The sequence below is a fragment of the Ureibacillus galli genome, assembly GCF_014836845.1.
Classification (GTDB): Bacteria; Bacillota; Bacilli; order Bacillales_A; family Planococcaceae; genus Ureibacillus; species Ureibacillus galli.
Genome location: NZ_JACSQA010000009.1, coordinates 19132 through 41060, shown reverse-complemented (window position 1 = coordinate 41060; position 21929 = coordinate 19132). Strand labels below are relative to the sequence as shown.

Here is a 21929-nt window from a genome sequence, read left to right as displayed (position 1 = left end):
AATACTAAACATTAGGAGGTGTAATGTATGGGCATGTGGACAATTCCGATGATCATTACAGTTGTATTAATCATCGCAGTATCCTATTATTTAACGGCGGGCGTTATGAAAAAATCGAGACAACGTGCATCAGCTACAGATACACCAATCAATAAGATGGTCAAAGAGCATCCAGTAGCAATGAACCCGATTATAATTATGTATTTAATTTTTGGTTTATTTGCTGGAATTATGATCTTCTATTACTGGTCGATTTATGGATATTAGTATGTGAAGTTTTAGGAATAACATCCTTCTACTCCAAATTACTTGCTGCATATCATGGTCAATTGTGAACAAATTGTGATATTATATAGTATGTAGTATCCCTGTTCTGAAAGTTGACTTACAGAAAAAGGAGTAGAAGGTATGATTTCAACAAATACAAGAGAATTATTAGATACACCAATTAGTGACTTTATTATTTCATCCGAAAAAGTTGCACATGTACAAATTGGGAATAGTGCTGAACACGCTTTACTCGTTTTAACGAAAACAGGTTATTCATCTGTACCTGTATTAGATATTAAATATCGTTTACAAGGTTTATTAAGCATGAAAATGATAACAGAATCAATTTTAGGATTAGAACGAATTGAATATGAAAAACTTACAAATATTAAAGTTGATGATGTAATGGATAACAACGTTACTTTTTTAAAAATCACAGATACATTTCAAAAAGCTTTAGATTTAGTGATCAATCATGCATTTTTATGTGTCGTAGATGAGGAAGGTACCTTTGCTGGAATTTTAACTCGTCGTGTCATTTTAAAACAATTAAAAAAATATATTTATCAAGTAGATTAATAAAGTAAAAAAAAGGTAGCGACAAAATCCATTAAAATGGATTTTGTCATTTTTTATATTCGTTTAACATTGGGGGAGTTTCCATTGACAACAACAGAAGCAGAAATTATTAAAATTTTAGCTGAAGAAAAAAATATGAGAAAAGCAGCAGAAAGACTTTTTCTTACGCAACCTGCCCTCTCTCAACGATTACAATCTATTGAGAAAGACTGGGGGGCACAGCTTTTCATTCGTTCACAAAAAGGGTTAACGCCAACACCTGCAGGGGAATTAGTTATCCAATATGCGATTGAATCGATTGTTCGAAGGGATGAAGTATTCGATACGATACAAGGGTTAAACTCTAAAGTCCACGGTACATTGAAAATTGCTTGTGCTTCCATTGTTGGTCAAAACTGGCTTCCAAAAGTATTGAAAGATTTTGTAACCCAATATCCTGATGCAAAAATTTCCCTTATTACCGGATGGAGTTCAGAAATTGTAAAGGCGCTTTATGAAGGAGAAGCACATGTCGGAATTGTGCGCGGGCAAGCGGAGTGGAAAGGAAAAAGAGTTCATCTATTTAGAGATATGATGTACTTAGTTGATAAGGAAATTGAAAAAATTGAGGACATTTTAACAACAGAACGTCCATTTATTCAATTTAAAAGTGATTCCAATTACTATCAAGAAATTCAACTTTGGTGGCAAAGACACTTTTCATCAAATCCGAAACGTCAAATTATTGTGGATCAAATTGAAACTTGTAAACAAATGGCCATGAATGGTATTGGATATGCCATCCTACCGTCTATTACGTTAAATGGAGAAGAAAAGGTGAATAAAATTCCATTAACGAATAATGAAAAAGATACAGGTTTAACGAGAGATACATGGCTTATTGGATACGACTCTTCATTTAAATTAAGACAAGTAGAAGCTTTTGTAGATGTCGTCAAAGAACATGCTAGCTGCCTTTATGATTATACGAAATAATGTATAAAATCGTACCTTTATAAAGTTCAATGAATTTTTATACGTGCTATTTGATTGAAAATTTAGTACAATCAATTTATGTCAATGGAAATTACATAGATAGGAGTTTAAGTTAATGACAAAAAAATTAAACGCGCAAGAAATTATTCAATTTATTTCGGATTCTAAAAAGGTAACACCTGTAAAAGTTTACGTTAAAGGTGAAGGTGTTGCCGATTTATCATATGGTGAAAATTCTAAAGTATTCGGTGAAGAAAATAGTGCAGTCGTTTTTGGTGAATGGAACGAGATTGAAAATGCTTTAAAAGAACATGGTGATAAAATCGCTGATTATGTCGTTGAAAACGATCGCCGTAATTCGGGTGTACCTTTACTAGATTTAAAATATCAAAATGCTCGTATTGAGCCAGGTGCGATTATCCGTGATCAAGTAACAATTGGTGACAATGCCGTTATTATGATGGGTGCTATTATTAATATCGGGGCAGAAATCGGTGAAAAAACGATGATTGATATGGGTGCTGTTTTAGGTGGACGTGCAACTGTAGGGAAAAACTGTCACATTGGTGCGGGAACAGTTTTAGCAGGTGTGATTGAACCACCATCCGCAACGCCAGTTATTATTGAAGATGATGTTGTTATCGGTGCGAATGCGGTTGTATTAGAAGGGGTACGTGTAGGGAAAGGCGCTGTGGTAGCAGCAGGTGCAATTGTTATTAGCGATGTGGAGCCTTATACAGTAGTAGGTGGAGTTCCAGCACGAGTATTAAAACAACTAGATGAAAAAACAAAATCAAAAACTGAAATTATTGATGCATTAAGAAACATTTAAGAAGGTGTCATAATGGATACACTTGTCCAAATCCGTAGGGAATTGCATCAAATTCCAGAACTCGGATTTAAAGAATTTAAAACGCAAAAATATTTGCTTGAGAAGCTTAGCGAATTTCCCCAAAATTTTTTAACAGTGACTACTTGGAAGACAGGAATTGTGGTGAAAATTGAGGGAAGTAATCCAACGAAAACAATCGGTTGGCGATCTGATATTGATGGTTTACCAATCGTTGAAGAAACAGGTTTACCATACTCCTCTGTCCATGAAGGTAATATGCATGCGTGCGGCCACGATTGCCATATGACAATCACACTTGGATTAGTTCAAGCACTTGCTAGCAATCAACCGGAACACAATGTCGTCGTATATTTCCAACCGGCTGAAGAAGGGCCAGGTGGTGCTAAACCGATGCTAGAATGGTTAAAAACGGAACGACCAGACCTTTTACCAGATGAAATTTATGCATTACATATTGCTCCTGAATATCCAGTTGGTACTGTGGCAACTCGTCCGGGATTATTGTTTGCGAATACATCTGAACTTTTTATCGATTTAAAAGGGAAAGGTGGACATGCTGCTTATCCCCATAAAACAAAGGATATGACCGTTGCTGCTGCCAATTTAATTTTACAATTACAGACGATTGTAAGTCGTAATGTCGATCCAATGGATAGTGCAGTCGTTACGATTGGTAAAATGACTTCCGGAACAGTGCAAAATATTATTGCAGAAAATGCACGATTGGAAGGCACCATTCGTACGTTGAATGCAGAAGCAATGGCAGAGGTGAAGCGACGTATAGAGGCAATTTGTACAGGGATTGAAGCTTCCTTTGACTGTGAAGTTTCAATAGACTATGGTTCGATGTATTATGAAGTGAATAATCATCCTGAATGCGCAAAACGCTTATTACAATTTGCTGATCAATTTGAAGGGGCATCTTCTTATCATTGTCCGGCTGCCATGACAGGTGAAGATTTCGGTTATTTCTTAAAGGACATTCCAGGTGCTATGTTTTGGGCCGGGGCAAATTGCGAGTATGGATTACATCACGCAAAAATTAGTCCAGATGAACAATTACTATCCTTCAATGCCCAATTTGTTGAACAGTTTATAAGATCTTTATAGCAATAAAAAAGAGTTATCCTTTTCTATGTATTTCCATGGTGAAAAGGATAACTTTTTTTATGATTATTGTATCGTTTTGAATTATTGAGTTGGGCTACTCAATAAATGGGGCGCTTTTTTCAGCGTCCAACTATATGCTAGTACGAAGCAGCCTAACAATATAACGGTTCCTAATATAAATGGAGAAGCCATATTCCATTCGAGTAACACACCTGCTAAGGCAGGTCCAACCATATTTCCTAAACTCATATAAGCATTATTCATACCTGCAGCAAATCCTTGGTCTGCACCTGCAAACTTAGAGATTAATGTATTAACAGCTGGTCGTATAAATACTGTTGCTATTTGGAAAAGGGTCGTAACGAATAAAATGACAAAGAATCCGCTAATGTAAATCATTAAGACCATTGAAATGGCAGCAGCAATTAAGTTAACATAAATCACTTTCATTTCGCCAAAACGTTTGAATAAATTATCGATAATAAACATTTGAAGAATGACGCCAGCAAATCCTCCAACAGTAATGACAATAGCAATATCAGTTGGAGAATAATTAAATTTATGAGTTAAAAACATCGATAATGTTGATTGGAAATTTGAAATACCAAAGCTAAAGGTAAATACGACAATTAATAAAATAAAATAAGGTGTTTTAACCGAACGAACTAATTGGTTAATAATATTTTCCCGTTTCACTTCTTTTGTTTCCTTCATTTGTGGTGGAACATTCGGTAACACGATAATTGAGAAGAGGGAAGCAATTAATGCGATAATTCCTGCTAAGAAGAAGGGGAAGTGTAAATCGACATTTGCTAAAAATCCACCTAAACCCGGTCCTATCATAAATCCAAGGGAAATCGCGGCACCAATCATTCCCATCCCTTTTCCTCGTTCCTCAACAGTCGTAATATCGGCAACATAGGCCATAATGGGTGGCATAATGAAGGCAGCGCCAACACCACTTAAAAAACGTGCGATAAATAGTATCCACACATGGGTAGCTAATCCAAATAAAATTTGGGAAACCCCGTAAACAAACAGTCCCCCGATAATGAAAATTTTTCTACCGTAGCGATCTGACAGATCACCTGCTACAGGAGATAATAAAAATTGGGCGAAGGCAAAGGAAGCAATTAAAAATCCTAGTACTTGCCCGCCAACGCCAAAAATTTCAAGGTAGGAAGGCAATACGGGAATTAATATCCCAATACCTCCCATCGTAATAAACATATTCGCCATTAAAATGAGTAAGACAATTTTTTTCTTTTTCTGTGTCATTTCTGTCCACCCTTTCTTACTTGTATCCGCTCTATATATTCATGTTTCATAGCTTATCATATTGTATATCTATTAACTACAAATAAGTAGTGGACTAAAGACTGAAACAAATTAGATATATTGACATATTTCTACATGTATCCTGCGATGATAAAAAAATAGGAGGAATCTATTATCGGATGCTCATTTTAAACTCTAAAAAGTATTCATTATATTTTCCTAACCATTCTAAGCCTAAATTTTTGTAAACTTCTAATTTATTCCTTAATGCTTCATTTGGATAGAAGCGTTCATCTTCAATCACTTCAGGATCCATTAATTCCATTGCCGCCTTATTAGGTGTGGAATATCCGACATAATCATTATTTTGAGCAGAAACTTCCGCATCTAACATAAAGTTAATAAATGCATGGGCACCTTCCACATTGGCTGCTGTTTTAGGAATAACAAAATTATCGAACCATAGATTGGACCCTTCTTCCGGAACAGCGAAATCAAGCTCTTCATTTTCCCACATCATATCTGCAGCTTGACCAGACCAAGTTAGGGCAACGGCAGCTTCATTATTTATCATTAAAGGTGTAATTTCATCTCCGATAATCGCCTTTACATTTGGTGATAAAGTAATTAATTTATCAGTTGCTTGACGTAGCAACGTATCGTCTTTAGCATTTAATGATTCCCCAATGGAGTTCAATCCCATTCCAATTACTTCACGTGCACCATCGACTAAAAATACTTTGTCTTTTAATGAAGGATCCCATAAATCTTCCCACGTTGTAAAAGTTAAATGATCCGCAACTAAATTTGGATTATATACAATTCCAACAGTACCCCAAAAGTATGGGATGGAATATTCATTTTTCGGATCGAAGGCTAAATTTAAAAAATATGGATCAATATTTTTTAAATTAGGTAATTTGGAATGATCGATCGGTAAAAGTAAATCCTCTTCAATCATCTTTTCAACCATATATTCTGATGGTACTGCTACATCGTACGCCGAACCACCTTGTTGAACCTTAGTCATCATCGCTTCATTCGAATCGAATGTTTCATAAATAACATTGATGCCTGTTTCTTCGGTAAATTGATCGATGACATCTGGATCGATATATTCTCCCCAATTGTAAACTGTAATTGTATCCGTAGTTTTAGAAGAACTTGAAGATTCTATTTTATTAATTGCGAAAATCAGAAGGACACAGACGATTACGATAGCAAAAGTTGCTTGTATTAATGATTTCATCGATGTACCCCCTCTGAGGTATTATTTTTAGTTCGATTCGTCACGAAGTAATAGCCAATGACAACTAATACCGTTATGAAGAATACAAGTCCGGATATTGCGTTTATTGTAAGCGAAATACCTGCCCTTGCCATGGAGTAAATTTCAACAGATAAAGTGGAAAATCCATTACCAGTAACGAAAAATGTAACAGCAAAATCATCTAATGAATAGGTTAAAGCTAAGAAGAATCCTGCGAATATTCCGGGTTGAATATATGGGAGGATAATTCTAGTTAAAACATCCCGTTTTGTAGCACCTAAATCCTTTGCCGCATCAATTAACGAAGTATTCATTTCTAAAAGTTTTGGTAAAACCATTAACACGACAATGGGAATGCTAAATGCTACATGGGATATTAAAACAGATGCAAAACCTAATTTGATGCCAATGATTGTAAAGAGTATTAAGAAACTTGCACCAATCACAACGTCTGGGCTAACAATTAGGACATTATTTAATGAAAGAAGTGTATTACGCATTTTATGGTCTTTAATCGAAACAATTCCAATCGCGCCTAACGTTCCAATAATTGTGGCAATCAACCCTGATAATAGCGCGACAATGACGGTATTCATTAAAATGACGATTAATCTAGAATCATCAAAAATTGCTTTATAATGTTCAAGGGTGAAAGATTCAAAATGATTCATTGAACCACCACTATTAAAGGAATAAAAGATTAAATAAAAGATCGGCGCGTATAAAATGATAAAGACTAGAACTAAGTATACTTTTGAAACGGTTGATAGTTTTTTCATTATGCGCGACCTCCCTTCTTCTGCCCTGTGAATAGCATAATAATAACCATTAATATAATTAGGAAGACGGCGATTGTCGAACCCATCCCCCAGTTTTGAGAAACGAGGAATTGTTGTTCAATTGCTGTACCTAAAGTAATTACTTGGTTTCCAGCAATTAATCGTGTAATCATAAATAAAGATAATGCTGGAATGAATGTGACTTGTATTCCTGATTTCACCCCATCAATTGTTAACGGGAAAATAATCCGACGGAATGTGGTAAAACTTGATGCCCCTAAATCACGGGCAGCATAAACTAAAGTCGGGTTCAATTTATTCAATGAGTTAAAAATCGGGATTATCATAAAAGGAATAAATATATAAACCGACACGAAAATAAAACTGAAATCCGTAAATAAAATTTGTTGTTGTTCAAGACCGAATGTTTTTATAAAAGCATTAATAGGTCCGTAAAGCCCAAATATCCCAATAAAGGCATATGTTTTTAATAATAAGTTAATCCAAGAAGGAATGATGATTAACATTAACCATAAATGTTTATGTTTCGTTTTTGTTAACAAATATGCTGTTGGATACGCAATGATTAATGTAAAGAACGTAATTAAAAAGGCATACCAAAAGCTAGTTAGCGTCATTTTTAAATAAACCGGAGTAAAAAAGGCTTTATAATTATTCAATGTAAAATGCCCGTTTAAATCGAGCATAGAATAATAGACGATTAAGGCGATAGGTGCGATAACGAATAGAGCAATCCAAAAAGCATAGGGGAATAGTGACCCTTTTGAAACTTTATTAAACATTTTCTTCTTCCCCATATGATTCTAAACGTCGATCAAATTCTTCTTCTGTTTCATTTAATCGCATGACATGAATTGCCTCTGGAGAAAAGTCCAGACCTATTTGTTCACCTACTTCAGCCTTTTTAAGAGAGTGTACTAACCATTCGTTCCCATCTTGGTCATACGTTGATAGTTCATAATGAACACCACGGAACAGTTGGGTATCGACGGTTACAACTAATTTACCTTTATCAACTGCTGTCATTTCTAAATCTTCTGGTCGGATAACGATATCTACTTTTTCGTTTGGTTTCATACCTTTATCTACACAATCGAAGGTTTTACCTGTAAATTGAACTTTAAAGTCTTCAATCATGACACCGTCTACGATATTAGATTCACCAATAAAGTCCGCAACAAAGCGATTAATTGGTTCATCATAAATATCAACGGGTGTTCCTGATTGTTGAATCTCGCCATCATGAAGGACAAAAATTTCGTCGGACATCGCCAATGCCTCTTCTTGGTCATGTGTTACAAAGACAAACGTTTTTCCTAATCGTTGTTGTAATTCTCGCAATTCATATTGCATTTCTGAACGTAATTTTAAATCGAGGGCAGATAATGGTTCATCTAATAAAATTACTTGTGGATCGTTTACAATCGCTCTTGCAATCGCAACCCTTTGGCGTTGACCACCGGACATTTCGGAAATTTCACGATTTCCATAACCGCTTAAATTAACAAACTTTAAAGCTTCCAATACCCGCTCTTGAATTTCTTTTTCTTTCAGTTTTTTTATACGTAACCCAAAGGCAACATTTTCAAAAACATTTAAATGGGGGAAGAGGGCGTAATCTTGAAAAACTGTATTTACTTGTCGTTCGTTTGCTGGAACATGATTTATTTTTTGATCGTTAAAATAAATATTTCCCTCTGAAGGATCCGTAAATCCGGCAATGATACGTAAAATCGTTGTTTTACCACAACCTGATGGACCTAATAATGTGTAAAATTTCCCTCTTTCCAGCTCTAAATCGATGTTTTTTAAAACAACAGTGCCGTCATCATACGATTTTGAGACATTTTCAAATCGAATAATTGTATCACTCATGTTCCTACCTCCTATAAATAAGATTCTGTCGCTACTAATAACAATTCTGTTTTGCCGTTGTTAGCGTTGAAAATTTGATGATTTGAGGATGCTTCATAATAAATAGCGTTACCTTCACTAGCGATATATTCTTCTTCTCCAATGACGAGTCGAATCCGGCCTTTAAGAACATAAATAAAAGTTTCAGCTAAGGAAGGTTCAAACTGTTTATATTCACCATCTTTTTGAAGAGTTAAAATAACAGGTTCCATTTCTTTTTCATTTGAAGTAGGGATAAGCCATTGTATTTTATAATTTTTCTCTTCATCAATATAGGAAGTTTGATCGTCTTTGTTATAAACAACCTTTTGCTCCTGTAAAGAATCGTCAAAGAAATCCCTTGGCGTCGTTCCTAAAACTTCTAATATCGAAAATAACGTTTCAATTGATGGCGAATTTAAATCTCGTTCCAGTTGAGAAATATATCCTTTTGTTAAATCTGTGCGTTCACCTAACTCTTCTTGTGTAAGGCCTTTTTTAAGTCGTAATGCTTTAATTTTCGCACCAATTTGCATGTTATAACTCCTCGGATTGTTTAGTATACATAAACTTCAAATATGAAAGTTTACTATAACAAAACTTTTTGTTTATTATTAACGATACAATTATACAAAATTCGAGTAAAAAATCAATAGAATATTTATTAAAATTGGAAATTTCCCCAATTAGATGAATATGTTGTTATTTATATGGAGAAAAAATTTGAAATGAAATGGTTGATTTTGGAGGGAAGGAAATGACGGAACTAAAAGTAGGAAAACAAGCTCCTCTTTTTGAAATGGATGCTGTAATGCCTGATAAAACCTTTGGTAAAGTGTCCTTAAAAGAAAATATACAGCAGGAGAAATGGACGGTATTATTTTTTTATCCGATGGACTTTACATTCGTCTGTCCAACTGAAATTACAGCTATCTCAGATCAATATGATTTATTTGAAGATTTAGAGACGGAAGTAATCGGTGTATCAACTGATACGGTATACACCCATTTAGCGTGGATTAACACTGACCGAACGAAAAACGGACTTGGCCAGTTAAATTATCCCCTTGCAGCAGATCATAATCATCAAGTTGCAAAAAAATATGGAGTTTTAATAGAGGAGCAAGGGGTTGCATTAAGAGGATTATTTATTATAAGTCCGGAAGGGGAGCTTCAGTATCAAGTCATTCATCATGATAATATCGGTCGGGATATAGATGAAGTATTGAGGGTTCTTCAAGCACTTCAAACTGGCGGGTTATGTCCAGCAAACTGGCGACCTGGGGATGAAACGCTCTAGTCATTTCGAAAGGGGGGAGTTCTACTTAATTTCTTTCAAGGAGGATGTTTATGAAATTACGCTCACCAATGCCTGAACTAAAGGGAGAAACAAAGTGGTTAAATGGCACAGTGACAAAACAAGAGTTAATAGGGAGAAAGCCAACCTTAATTCATTTTTGGTCGGTTAGCTGCCACTTATGTAAAGAGATCATGCCTGAAGTCATCCAATTAAGAGACCGCTATAGAAATGAATTAAATGTAATTGCAGTGCATATGCCTAGATCCAATGAAGATACTGAAGTGGATAAAATTAAGAAAGTAACAAAAAAATATAAAATATCCCATCCAGTTTTTATTGATAATTCCCTAAAGTTAAGTGATGCCTTTGAAAATGAATATGTTCCAGCATATTACGTCTTTGATAAATACGGTTTACTAAGACATTATCAATCAGGTGGTAGCGGTATGAAAATGCTCGAGAAAAGAATAAACAAAATACTTGCAGAAACTTAATTTGGATAAAAATGTGTAGCTTGGATTACTGCCCCCTAAAGTGAGTTTTTGCCTAACTTTTAGAGGGCAGTAACTTTCAGCTACACTTTTTCATTTGCTTTAGACTGTGCAAGTTTCAATAAGTAATATTGTTCTTCTCTAGCCATATGGTCTGCCATTGAAACAGAAAAAACACCTAGTACTTCAGCGTTTAACTCCATTTCTTCCAATTCATTTAAAAATGTTTTAAATAACCCGATTTCAACTTCAACATCATGGTTAAATTTTGATAGCGCAGGAAATTTATCTACATTTGTCCGTAAGTAACCTGTCAACTCTATCGCTTTTAAATAAAATTGCTCGAAATGCTTTGTGAAGGCGTGGCTTTTTTCTTTTAATCTTTTTTCTACACCATCAAGGCGATCATTAATTGCTCCTGCGTGTCCTGATGCATCTACTAACCACAGTAAATGATGATGTAACTGATGGAAAATCGGTGGGGCTTTCCCTTGTTTTAAGAAACTCATTATTAATAAATATTCTTCTAATTCATTGACCATATGATTGATAAAAGTAGGGGTAAGATGAATTTTCATATTACTTGTAATATGTCGTTTAATAATTGAAAGTTTATAGGTTCTAAGTTGGTTTGCAGCCTCTTCTACTTTGTTTATAAATGGTTGCATATTTGATTCATTCAACATTTTTACTTGGGCTAAAAGCTGATCGAATAGTTGAATAAAATAGGCTGCCTTTGCGATATCATCTTTTTCTGAAGGATAAAGTGAATCATGAATAAATCGAGCGTGATCTCCTAATACTTGTAACCAAAATCGATGTTCAAAAACTGCGCTCTTTACGTAATCGGACAAGCTAAACACACTCCTTTTCTCACTTCATCTTAAAGTATTCAAAGAAGCATCAGTTTATTAAAAATAGCTGCTCTTTATAAATAAAATTTATAAGGCGGGTAATCTATAGGGAATACTTCATAAGGAATAATTATAGTTAGAATTTTTTTCAGATACATGATTTCAAAGTGGAATGTTTATTTAAATTACTTGTTATATTTCGAAAGTGTATAAGAAAGCTCCATAACAGTTAAACTTCGATTGTGAGTGATTTCTTCATGATGGTATTAGAAGTAAGTGTATATCCTTAGTTCACAACATAGTTGAATCCACTAGTCTTCACATTTATGGTGACGGTCAATTTTAAATCATTTAAATCCTAATAAAATAAAAAAATGTTGCAGTTCGTGCTGTTATACGTTAAAATGAAAAACGTTTCCAACACAAACATATTGAAAACATAAAATGGTAAATAGGTAAGACCTGCTTATTTGCTTTTATATGAATTCTATATAAGTAAAAATTATGATGGTTGATTTCTTTGTACCGAGTGCAAAGGCGTTAGGCAGCATCTCAAAAACCTTTTGAAGAAAAGGTTTTTAAGGTGCTGCCTTTTTTCATTACAAATAGGAGGAATAGTGATGGCATTTCATAAACCACAAAAAATTGCAGAGATTACGATAGAAGCAGGGGTGACGAAGACTAAACTTCCTTTCTCCCATCTAATGTTGCTTGGGTTTTTAGGGGGAGCATTTATTTCATTAGGTTATTTACTGGATATTCGAGTCATTGGTGATTTACCTGCAGAATGGGGAAGCCTTTCGAATTTAATCGGGGGAGCCGTATTCCCCGTTGGACTAATTCTAATTGTCCTCGCTGGAGCAGAATTGATTACAGGAAATTTAATGTCTGTATCCATGGCATATTATGCAAAGAAAATTACGCTAGGTTGTCTCGTTCATAATTGGGTTTGGGTCACTTTAACAAATCTTGTTGGAGCACTTTTCGTAGCATACTTCTTTGGACATGTAGTCGGTTTAACGGAAACAGGTCCATATTTGGATAAAACGGTTGCGATTGCACAGTCAAAAGTAGACCACACGTTTTTAGAAACGTTTGTATCGGCAATCGGTTGTAACTGGCTTGTATGTCTAGCGATTTGGCTAGCTTATGGAGCGGATGATTTTATTGGTAAAATTGCTGGTATTTGGTTCCCGATTATGGCGTTTGTGGCGATTGGCTTCCAACACGTTGTTGCGAATATGTTTGTGATACCGGCTGCAATTTTTGCAGGACAGATGACTTGGGCTGATTTTATTGGAAACATCATTCCAACTTTCCTTGGAAATGTAGTTGGTGGAGCTGTTTTTGTTGGGTTGCTTTATTATTATGTTTATCAGAAACAAGCAAATCAAGTACGGAAACCTCGTTAGACTATATAAATTAAGAATCCCTTTAATTATAATAGTGCTCTGAAAAACAGTTTCGTGCTCTTAGGGCTACTTCAATTTCTGCTAATGGTAGTTGAAGTAGTCCTTTGTATTTTCTCGCCATAATTTGATATACAAATCATGATTGATGAAGAAGGCAATTTGTTTAAAGGGGTAATTTCCTTAATATTATCGGGTAGTGAAGTGTATATCGAACTGACCCTTTACTTTTGCCCAAATAGGATTATTCTGTTTAAATTGGAACATTTGGAATGGGGAACATCATAACGATTTATAAATGATTATGTTTCGAATTTGAATATACTTTGTAAAAGATTTGTGTAGGAGGATTGGATAAATTTTTTTCCAATCGTTATTTGTACAAAATAATCATACTAGGTTAAAATAATACCATTGATGTTTTGTACGGAGGGGCATAATGAAAAAAGAATTTGTTGTCATAGGATTAGGTCGTTTTGGAGGAAGTATTGTAAGGGAGTTAGTGCGGTTAGGGGCAGATGTTTTAGCGATCGATAGTTCTGCTGAAAGAGTAGATGAATACGCAAAAATTGCTACACAGAGCGTAATTGCCGATACAACGGACGAGGAAGTGATTAAATCCTTAGGGATTCGAAACTTTGAGCATGTCATTGTGGCGATTGGAGAAAATATACAGGCAAGTATTTTAACGACGTTAATTCTAAAGGAACTTGGCGTAGAACAAATAACAGTAAAAGCTCATAATGATTATCATGCAAAAGTATTAAAGAAAATTGGAGCAGATCATGTCGTTCATCCTGAGCGGGATATGGGAATACGTATTGCGAATAACATCATGTCCAACAATGTTTTAGATTATTTAGAGTTGTCCGATGAGCATTCCATAATGGAGATTCGCGCGAACGATCGTATTGCAGGTTTTTCTTTAATTGATCTAGATATTCGTGCGAAATATGGAATTAATATTGTTGGAATTAAAAGAGGGGAAACGATTGTCATTTCACCTGCTGCCGACGATAAAATATTGCTTGGGGATATTTTATTAGTTATCGGTGCCGATGTGGATATTAATCGCTTTGTAAAAAAAGCAATGAGTTAAAACAAAAAAAGGGTTGTCCTTAATGGGACAACCCTTTTATTATACTTCCATTATAATCGGTAAAATCATTGGACGGCGTTTTGTTTTCTCAAATAAATAAGGTCCTAAAACGTCGGTAATTTCATTTTTCAATTCAGTCCACTGAGTAGATTTTCCTTGAATCATTTCATTTAAATGACTATTTAACATTTTTTGTGCTTCACTAATAAGTGTACCAGATTCACGCATATAAACAAAACCACGGGAAATAATGTCAGGTCCAGCAACAATTTTTTGTTTCTTCATATCGACGCTAACAACGACGATGACCAATCCTTCTTCTGAAAGGATTCGGCGATCTCGTAATACAATATTTCCGATATCTCCAATACCGCTGCCATCAATATACACATCACCAGAAGGAATTCGGCCAGCTACATGGGCTTCATTCGAACTTAATGCTAAAACGTCTCCATTCTCCATAACGAACGTATTTTCAATTGGTACGTCACAATCTTCTGCAAGATTCGTGTGCATTTTTAACATCCGGTATTCACCGTGAATCGGCATGAAAAATTTCGGTTTAATGAGTCGAAGCATTAATTTTTGTTCTTCTTGTGATCCATGACCGGAAGTATGGATATTATTTAACGAACCGTGGATTACTTCAGCACCAGCGCGGAACAATAGATTAATAATTTTATTAACACTCATTGTATTACCTGGAATCGGTGAAGAAGAAAATACAACTGTATCACCAGGTTGTATTTGAATTTGTCGATGTGTACCATTTGCAATTCGTGATAATGCCGCCATTGGTTCCCCTTGAGAGCCGGTACATAAAATCATCACTTCATTTGCAGGTAAACGATTAATCGTTTGTGCATCAACAAAAGTTTCCTTTGGTGCAGTTATATAACCTAATTCACGACCGATGGAAATAGCGTTATCCATCGAGCGACCGAAAACAGCAATTTTACGGCCATATTGGGCTGCCGCATCAGTTACTTGTTGAAGACGATGAATATTTGATGCAAAGGTTGCAAAAATAATACGTCCTTCAACTTTTCGTAAAATATCATGAATACTTTCTCCGACTTTACGTTCAGACATCGTAAAGTTTGGAACTTCAGCATTCGTACTATCTGATAGTAAGCAAAGTACGCCATCTCGGCCGATTTCAGCCATTTTCGTTAAGTTTGCTGGCTCCCCTACTGGAGTGAAGTCAAATTTAAAGTCTCCTGTATGAACAATGTTTCCAGGAGGTGTTTTAACGACGATTCCAAAGGCATCTGGGATACTATGAGTAGTTCGGAAGAAGCTAACGGATGTTTTTCTAAATTTAATTACATCGTCTTCTTTAATTTCGATTAATTTTGTTGTACGAAGTAAACCATGTTCATCTAGTTTATTGCGCAATAAACCTAAAGCAAGTTTTCCTCCGTATACCGGAATATTTACTTGTCTCAATAAATAGGGAATACCACCAATATGATCTTCGTGTCCATGGGTAATAAATAAACCTTTAATTTTATCAGCATTACGTACTAAATAAGTGTAATCCGGAATAACATAATCGATTCCTAATAAATCGTCTTCCGGAAACTTGATTCCAGCATCAATGACAATAATTTCATCCTGGAATTGAACTGCATATGTGTTTTTACCGATTTCGCCCAGTCCGCCGAGAGCGAAAACAGCCGCTTGATCATTTTTTACAAATTTCATAAATATTAAGCATTCTCCAAGCGGAAGTTCGGGCTATTTTTTTCATACTCTAAGTAGTTGCCCTCAAGCAATTGAATATATTCAATGTTGTAGTTACGGTCTTTTAAATAATCGCGGACTTCTCTTTCAGAAGATGCTTCTAAATAAAGACTCTTTGTATTTTCGCGAACTGGTACCTCTAAAGCATTTTCTTGATAATAAACTTTGTAAATCATGTTTTCTCTCCTTTAATTAACGTACATTTTCTTGCATCGACTAGATTTTAAAAAATTTTATTGTGCCTTAGAAAATATAGCAGAATATTGGCTCAAACATATACTAAAATCTACGACATTTTCTAGAGGCTTTATCTTTCTTCAGTAAATAGACTATTTAAACATTGAAAACACCTGTCTCCATATTACCATCAATTGGTTGAAGAGTCTTGTTTTGAAGAAAGATAAATGTCACTAATCTTTAAAATGATGCATTTCCTTTATATTATCATGCGTCTCCTTTAAAATAAAGAAAAGCCCTTCAAATTTGAAGGGCTTAAGCAATTGATTTTTTTCCGAGGATGCCATTTAATCGTTTCAAAATTTTCTTTTTGAGTCGTTTTAACATGGCACATCACTCCTTAAGTTCATTATACTGTTATTTTTCTATATGTAAAGTATTTTTCGTTTACATATAAATATGCGTTGAGAGGATTTTGACATGACGAACATTCTATTTTTCGATGTTGATGGAACACTTTATAATAGTAGGAAGGAAATTCCTAATTCTGCAAAGAAGGCAATTGAACAAGCACGGGAAAATGGGTATGAAATTGCGATTGCTACAGGTAGAGCTCCTTTTATGATTCAAAGTATTTTAGAGGAGTTAAAAATTGATACATATGTTACATTTAATGGTCAATATGTCGTGTATAAAGGGAAGGTCATCTATACAGATAGTGTTCCAAAAGAATATTTATCCGAAATTATTCAGTTTGGCCATGAACGAAACCATCCGGTTGTATTCTTAGATGATAAAGAGATGATCTCTTCTGTTGAAGGAAACCCATTTATTGAAGAAAGTATCAATACATTGCAGTATCCTTATCCTGTCACCAATCCTTCTTTTTATGAAAATAAAGACGTGTATCAAACGCTCATTTTTATGGAAGAAACCGATGAAAAACTATATCATGAGACATTCCCAGAAGTGAAATTCATTAGATGGCACCGATATTCTTGCGATATTATTCCGAAGGACGGTTCAAAGGCAAGAGGTATAAAGAAATTATTGGAGAAAATGGATATACCAATCGAAAATTCCATCGCTTTTGGAGATGGTTTAAATGATATCGAAATGTTGCAAGCGGTTGGTACGTCTGTTGCAATGGGAAATGGCCATGAACAAACGAAAAGGGTGGCTAATTACATTACAGATCATGTCGACAATGATGGTTTAACTAAAGCAATGAAAGAGCTACGTATTATATAAAAGGTATATAGGTTACAAATACTTGTCACTTTATTATTAGTTTATGTAGGACATTAATACCTACCTAGACTATAATTAAAATATTTTGTTAATAATAAAGGAGGTGTCTTCAATAAGACACCTCCTTTATCTATTACTCACCATTAAGTGGGAATGAATCCGGTACAGGAGCGAATGGATTTTCTTCATTAATGTGGTCATAGAACATTACACCATTTAAATGATCTAATTCGTGTTGGAAAGCAACAGCCGGTAAACCTTTTAAACGAATTTTCTTTTCTTCACCATCAACGGTATAGAATTTAGCAGTAATTCGTGCGTAACGTGGGACATACCCTGGTACATCACGGTCGACAGATAAACAGCCTTCACCTGAAGGAATATAAGTTTTTTCTACTGAATGACTGACAATTTTCGGGTTAATCGCAACAAAACTATAAAGTTCTCCTTTGTCATCCTCTACATGTAAGGCGAACATTCTTTTTAGTTGATTAACTTGATTAGCTGCTAACCCAATACCGGGGCGAAGACCATATTTTTCAGCTAGCTCTGGGTTTTGACTATTGATTAAATACTCCAATAGCTCAGAGGCTAGTTTGCGGTCATCTTCTGTTAAAGGAAATGTCACTTCCTCAGCTCTTGTCCGTAATGTAGGATGACCTTCGCGAATAATATCTTCCATTAAAATCATATTTATTCTTCCTTTCAGTAACTACTATGTATTTAAAGTATACAAAACTGTTGATTATATTTTAAAAATATCATATGTTTTACTTTTTTGCTTATGAAAAGTTTAACTATAACAGTATATGTAAATAGAGAAAAAGAGGGAATGATAATTTTAGAAAAATTATGCAGTGAATACTAATGAAATAATAAGTTGAAACGTTCTGTTGTAATACAGTTTTTCAATTCAGTATAACAGGTTAGTTTTAGAATCGTCTTGTGGAATTAAGAAAAAAAGTGCAAATTAAACAATAATCTATGATTGACCGAATGAAATTATTTTTATATACTCAATCTAACAATATATTGTACTACTTTTTTTGAGAGAAATTTTAATACAGAATTAAGGAGAGGTGCTTTATGGGAGAAAAAATTTCAAAACAATTTGATCCAACTGCTATTTTACAAGAGATCGAAAGCAAGTTTGAGATGTTCCAAATTTTAAATGAAGAGGGGAAAATCGTTAATGAGGATGCTGTTCCTGATTTAACAGATGAAGAATTAGTTGAACTAATGACTCGTATGGTTTACACACGAATTTTGGATCAACGTTCGATTTCATTAAACCGTCAAGGAAGATTAGGTTTCTATGCACCTACTGCAGGTCAAGAGGCATCTCAATTAGCTTCTCACTTTGCTTTGGAAAAAGAAGACTGGATTTTACCAGGTTATCGTGATGTTCCTCAAATCGTATGGCATGGTCTTCCATTATGGAAAGCATTTTTATTTAGCCGGGGGCATTTTGTAGGGAATCAAATTCCTGAAGGCGTAAATGTTGTACCTCCACAAATTATTATTGGTGCACAATACGTTCAAACAGCTGGAGTAGCGTTAGGTATTAAAAAGCGTGGCACAAAAAATGTTGCGATTACTTATACAGGTGACGGTGGTTCTTCACAAGGTGACTTCTATGAAGGAATTAACTTTGCAGGTGCCTTTAAATCACCAGCAATTTTCGTCGTACAAAATAACCAGTATGCAATTTCAACACCACGTGACGTTCAAACAGCAGCAAAAACAATTGCTCAAAAAGGGATTGCGGCTGGAATTCCAAGTATTTTAGTTGACGGTATGGACCCACTAGCAGTTTATGTTGCAACTCGCTATGCCCGTGAACGTGCGGTAAACGGTGATGGACCTTCTTTAATTGAAACAATGTGTTACCGTTATGGACCACATACAATGTCCGGTGATGACCCAACACGCTATCGTACAACGGATATTGATAACGAATGGGCAGCAAAAGATCCAATCGTGCGCTTCCGTATTTACTTAGAAGGTAAAGGATTATGGTCAGAGGAAAAAGAAACAGAAGTAATCGAGCGTGCTAAAGAAGAAATTAAAGCAGCGATTAAAAAAGCTGATGAAACACCAAAACAAAAAGTTACGGATTTAATTGAAAATATGTACGAAGAAAAACCTTACAATTTACAAGAGCAATATGAAATCTACAAAGCGAAGGAGTCGAAATAACCTATGGCACAAATGACAATGATTCAAGCAATTACGGATGCACTACGTTGCGAACTAAAAGACGATGAGAATGTTTTAGTGTTTGGTGAAGACGTAGGTGTAAACGGTGGGGTATTCCGTGCAACGGAAGGCCTCCAAAATGAATTTGGCGCCGATCGTGTATTTGATACACCACTAGCTGAATCTGGGATTGGTGGATTAGCAGTTGGGTTATCATTAACAGGTTTTCGACCAGTTCCTGAAATTCAATTCTTCGGTTTCGTTTATGAAGTAATGGATTCAATCAATGGCCAGTTAGCACGTTACCGTTACCGTACAGGCAATACGTATGCGATGCCAGTAACAATTCGTTCGCCTTTCGGTGGTGGCGTTCATACACCTGAAATGCACTCTGATAGTTTAGAAGGTTTAATGGCTCAACAACCTGGATTAAAAGTTGTTATCCCATCAACACCTTATGATGCAAAAGGTCTTCTTATTTCATCTATTCGTGATAATGATCCGGTTATTTTCTTAGAGCATTTAAAACTTTATCGTTCTGTTCGTGAAGAGGTACCAGAAGAATCATATACAATCCCACTTGGTAAAGCAGATGTGAAACGTGAAGGAAAAGATTTAACAATAATCGCATATGGATTAATGGTTCATGAAAGTTTAAAAGCAGCTGAAGAGCTTGAAAAAGAAGGGTATTCAGTAGAAGTAATCGACTTACGTACGATTCAACCTCTAGATATTGATACAATTATTGCATCCGTTGAAAAAACAAACCGAGCAATCGTTGTACAAGAAGCACAAAAACAAGCTGGTATCGCTGCAAATGTGGTAGCTGAAATTACGGAACGTGCGATTCTAAGTTTAGAAGCACCAGTTTTACGTGTGGCAGCTCCTGATACAGTGTATCCATTCCCACAAGCTGAAAATATTTGGTTACCAAATTATAAAGATATTTTAGAAACAGCAAAAAAAGTTTTAACATTCTAATGATTTGTAGATAGAAAGGGTGAAATAAATGGCGTTTGAATTCCGCATGCCTGACATTGGAGAAGGTATTCATGAAGGTGAAATTGTAAAGTGGTTCGTTAAACCAGGCGACAAGATTCAAGAAGATGATGTACTTTGTGAGATTCAAAATGATAAAGCAGTTGTTGAAATGCCTTCGCCAGTAGAAGGAACAGTTGAGGAAATCGTCGTAGAAGAGGGTTCTGTAGCGGTCGTAGGAGATGTCATTATCCGCATTGATGCACCTGGATATGAAAATCTTCAGTTTAAAGGCGATGATCATCATAAGGAAGAACAATCTACTGCTACTACAAGTGCACAAGTTCAAGGAACAGCAGAAGACGGTGATCCTGTCGAAAAGGCACCAGTGGAAGGGGACTCAAAAGAAACTGAGTCTAAACAAACTGCAGCACCAGCTCCGACAACAGTAACATCAAGCAATAATCGAGTGATTGCGATGCCATCTGTACGTAAATATGCACGAACAAACGATGTAGATATTCATTTAGTGAGTGGAACAGGTAAAAATGGTCGCATTTTAAAATCTGATATCGATAATTATTTAAATGGTGGAGCTGAAAACAAACCAGAAACAGTTTCTACGGTTGAAGAAACGAAATCTGAAACAACTACAACGACTAATGTGGAAGTACCTGTAAGTTTTGAGGGTGAATTCCCTGAAACTCGCGAAAAAATTTCGGGTATTCGAAAAGCAATTGCGAAAGCGATGGTTCATTCTAAACAAACGGCGCCTCACGTTACGTTAATGGATGAAGTGGATGTAACAGAATTAGTTGCACATCGTAAGAAATTTAAAAATATCGCTTTAGAAAAAGGAATTAAACTAACTTATTTACCTTATGTGGTAAAAGCATTAGTTTCTACTTTACGTGAATTCCCAGAATTAAATCGTTCATTTGATGACGCGACAAATGAAATTATTCAAAAGCATTATTATAATATAGGTATTGCAGCTGATACAGATAAAGGTTTACTTGTACCAGTTGTAAAACATGCTGATCGCAAGTCTATTTTCAAAATTTCAGCAGAAATTAATGATCTTGCAACAAAAGCTCGTGAAGGTAAACTTTCACCAAATGAAATGAAAGGCGGAACATGTTCTATAACGAATATTGGTTCTGCTGGAGGTCAATGGTTTACGCCAGTAATTAACCATCCTGAAGTAGCAATTTTAGGAATTGGAAGAATTTCAGAGAAACCTGTAATAAAAAATGGTGAAATTGTAGGGGCACCTGTGTTAGCATTATCATTGAGCTTTGATCATCGTATGATCGACGGCGCCACAGCGCAAAATGCTTTAAATCATTTAAAACGTTTGCTCAGTGACCCGGAACTTTTATTAATGGAGGCGTAAA

The 21929-nt window shown here is 35.3% G+C and carries 23 protein-coding genes; 13 read left to right on the top strand and 10 right to left on the bottom strand.

The genetic code is table 11. The annotated features are described in order from the left end of the window. Window positions 1-27: 27 nt before the first annotated feature. The 5 genes from H9636_RS08120 (at window position 28) to H9636_RS08100 (ending at window position 3787) form a co-directional block, all read left to right on the top strand. Window positions 28-267 (top strand): short-chain dehydrogenase, encoded by a 240-nt coding sequence (locus tag H9636_RS08120; protein WP_191707124.1) that lies wholly within the window; start codon window positions 28-30, stop codon window positions 265-267. 141 nt (window positions 268-408) lie between these two features. Beyond that, on the top strand, window positions 409-849 hold the full coding sequence (gene cbpB / locus H9636_RS08115; protein ID WP_191707123.1) for a cyclic-di-AMP-binding protein CbpB: 441 nt from the start codon (window positions 409-411) through the stop codon (window positions 847-849). A gap of 84 nt (window positions 850-933) precedes the next feature. Further along, a complete protein-coding gene (locus H9636_RS08110; protein ID WP_225230145.1) occupies window positions 934-1824 on the top strand; it encodes a LysR family transcriptional regulator in 891 nt (296 codons plus the stop codon). 115 nt (window positions 1825-1939) lie between these two features. Beyond that, window positions 1940-2656, top strand: coding sequence for a 2,3,4,5-tetrahydropyridine-2,6-dicarboxylate N-acetyltransferase (dapD, locus tag H9636_RS08105; RefSeq protein WP_191707121.1), 717 nt, complete (start codon window positions 1940-1942; stop codon window positions 2654-2656). Between the two features lie 12 nt (window positions 2657-2668). Beyond that, window positions 2669-3787, top strand: a complete 1119-nt coding sequence (locus H9636_RS08100) for an N-acetyldiaminopimelate deacetylase (RefSeq protein WP_191707120.1) — start codon at window positions 2669-2671, stop codon at window positions 3785-3787. A gap of 81 nt (window positions 3788-3868) precedes the next feature. Here H9636_RS08100 and H9636_RS08095 read toward each other — a convergent pair whose 3' ends face one another. The 6 genes from H9636_RS08095 to H9636_RS08070 form a co-directional block, all read right to left on the bottom strand. Continuing rightward, the gene (locus tag H9636_RS08095) at window positions 3869-5065 is read right to left on the bottom strand and encodes an MFS transporter (RefSeq protein WP_191707119.1); all 1197 of its coding nucleotides are present in this window, start codon (window positions 5063-5065) and stop codon (window positions 3869-3871) included. Window positions 5066-5237: 172 nt separating this feature from the next. Next, entirely contained in the window at window positions 5238-6314 is a 1077-nt protein-coding gene (locus H9636_RS08090) for an ABC transporter substrate-binding protein (RefSeq protein ID WP_191707118.1), read from the bottom strand. Further along, the gene (locus tag H9636_RS08085; protein ID WP_191707117.1) at window positions 6311-7114 is read right to left on the bottom strand and encodes an ABC transporter permease; all 804 of its coding nucleotides are present in this window, start codon (window positions 7112-7114) and stop codon (window positions 6311-6313) included. The genes H9636_RS08090 and H9636_RS08085 overlap by 4 nt, the downstream gene beginning before the upstream one ends. Beyond that, window positions 7114-7917, bottom strand: coding sequence for an ABC transporter permease (locus H9636_RS08080; protein WP_191707116.1), 804 nt, complete (start codon window positions 7915-7917; stop codon window positions 7114-7116). Before H9636_RS08080 ends, H9636_RS08085 begins: the two co-directional genes overlap by 1 nt. After that, the gene (locus H9636_RS08075) at window positions 7910-9010 is read right to left on the bottom strand and encodes an ABC transporter ATP-binding protein (protein ID WP_191707115.1); all 1101 of its coding nucleotides are present in this window, start codon (window positions 9008-9010) and stop codon (window positions 7910-7912) included. Before H9636_RS08075 ends, H9636_RS08080 begins: the two co-directional genes overlap by 8 nt. A gap of 11 nt (window positions 9011-9021) precedes the next feature. Continuing rightward, complete coding sequence (locus H9636_RS08070) at window positions 9022-9564, bottom strand: helix-turn-helix domain-containing protein (protein WP_191707114.1); 543 nt, start codon at window positions 9562-9564, stop codon at window positions 9022-9024. A gap of 221 nt (window positions 9565-9785) precedes the next feature. Between H9636_RS08070 and H9636_RS08065 the strand changes: the two genes are divergently transcribed. Together H9636_RS08065 and H9636_RS08060 are read left to right on the top strand one after the other, a co-directional pair. Continuing rightward, the gene (locus tag H9636_RS08065) at window positions 9786-10328 is read left to right on the top strand and encodes a peroxiredoxin (RefSeq protein WP_191707113.1); all 543 of its coding nucleotides are present in this window, start codon (window positions 9786-9788) and stop codon (window positions 10326-10328) included. Between the two features lie 50 nt (window positions 10329-10378). Next, on the top strand, window positions 10379-10822 hold the full coding sequence (locus H9636_RS08060) for a TlpA family protein disulfide reductase (protein WP_191707112.1): 444 nt from the start codon (window positions 10379-10381) through the stop codon (window positions 10820-10822). An 80-nt stretch (window positions 10823-10902) separates the two neighbouring features. Here the strand turns inward: H9636_RS08060 and H9636_RS08055 are convergent, their stop codons facing one another. Further along, window positions 10903-11673, bottom strand: a complete 771-nt coding sequence (locus H9636_RS08055; RefSeq protein WP_191707111.1) for a DUF2935 domain-containing protein — start codon at window positions 11671-11673, stop codon at window positions 10903-10905. Between the two features lie 620 nt (window positions 11674-12293). Between H9636_RS08055 and H9636_RS08050 the strand changes: the two genes are divergently transcribed. Further along, window positions 12294-13085, top strand: coding sequence for a formate/nitrite transporter family protein (locus tag H9636_RS08050; protein WP_191707110.1), 792 nt, complete (start codon window positions 12294-12296; stop codon window positions 13083-13085). A 436-nt stretch (window positions 13086-13521) separates the two neighbouring features. After that, entirely contained in the window at window positions 13522-14181 is a 660-nt protein-coding gene (locus tag H9636_RS08045; RefSeq protein ID WP_191707109.1) for a potassium channel family protein, read from the top strand. Between the two features lie 39 nt (window positions 14182-14220). Here H9636_RS08045 and rnjA read toward each other — a convergent pair whose 3' ends face one another. Next, on the bottom strand, window positions 14221-15888 hold the full coding sequence (gene rnjA, locus H9636_RS08040) for a ribonuclease J1 (protein ID WP_122972385.1): 1668 nt from the start codon (window positions 15886-15888) through the stop codon (window positions 14221-14223). A gap of 5 nt (window positions 15889-15893) precedes the next feature. Next, window positions 15894-16103: a DNA-dependent RNA polymerase subunit epsilon gene (locus H9636_RS08035; RefSeq protein WP_191707108.1), complete on the bottom strand. Its 210-nt coding sequence runs from the start codon at window positions 16101-16103 to the stop codon at window positions 15894-15896. A 481-nt stretch (window positions 16104-16584) separates the two neighbouring features. On the opposite strand from H9636_RS08035, the gene H9636_RS08030 reads away from it, so the two are divergent. Beyond that, window positions 16585-17355, top strand: coding sequence for a Cof-type HAD-IIB family hydrolase (locus H9636_RS08030; RefSeq protein WP_191707107.1), 771 nt, complete (start codon window positions 16585-16587; stop codon window positions 17353-17355). Window positions 17356-17488: 133 nt separating this feature from the next. Here H9636_RS08030 and def read toward each other — a convergent pair whose 3' ends face one another. Next, window positions 17489-18046 carry a peptide deformylase gene (def, locus tag H9636_RS08025; RefSeq protein ID WP_191707106.1) on the bottom strand — a complete coding sequence of 186 codons (558 nt, stop codon included), beginning with the start codon at window positions 18044-18046 and terminating at the stop codon, window positions 17489-17491. Window positions 18047-18441: 395 nt separating this feature from the next. Here def and pdhA point away from each other — a divergent pair, with 395 nt between their 5' ends. Genes pdhA through H9636_RS08010 form a run of 3 tightly spaced genes read left to right on the top strand, consistent with a single transcriptional unit; the run spans window position 18442 to window position 21928 of the window. Next, on the top strand, window positions 18442-19554 hold the full coding sequence (gene pdhA, locus H9636_RS08020; protein ID WP_191707105.1) for a pyruvate dehydrogenase (acetyl-transferring) E1 component subunit alpha: 1113 nt from the start codon (window positions 18442-18444) through the stop codon (window positions 19552-19554). 3 nt (window positions 19555-19557) lie between these two features. Then, entirely contained in the window at window positions 19558-20535 is a 978-nt protein-coding gene (locus H9636_RS08015; RefSeq protein ID WP_122972380.1) for an alpha-ketoacid dehydrogenase subunit beta, read from the top strand. A 28-nt stretch (window positions 20536-20563) separates the two neighbouring features. Next, window positions 20564-21928 (top strand): dihydrolipoamide acetyltransferase family protein, encoded by a 1365-nt coding sequence (locus tag H9636_RS08010; RefSeq protein WP_191707104.1) that lies wholly within the window; start codon window positions 20564-20566, stop codon window positions 21926-21928. Window position 21929: the final 1 nt, after the last annotated feature.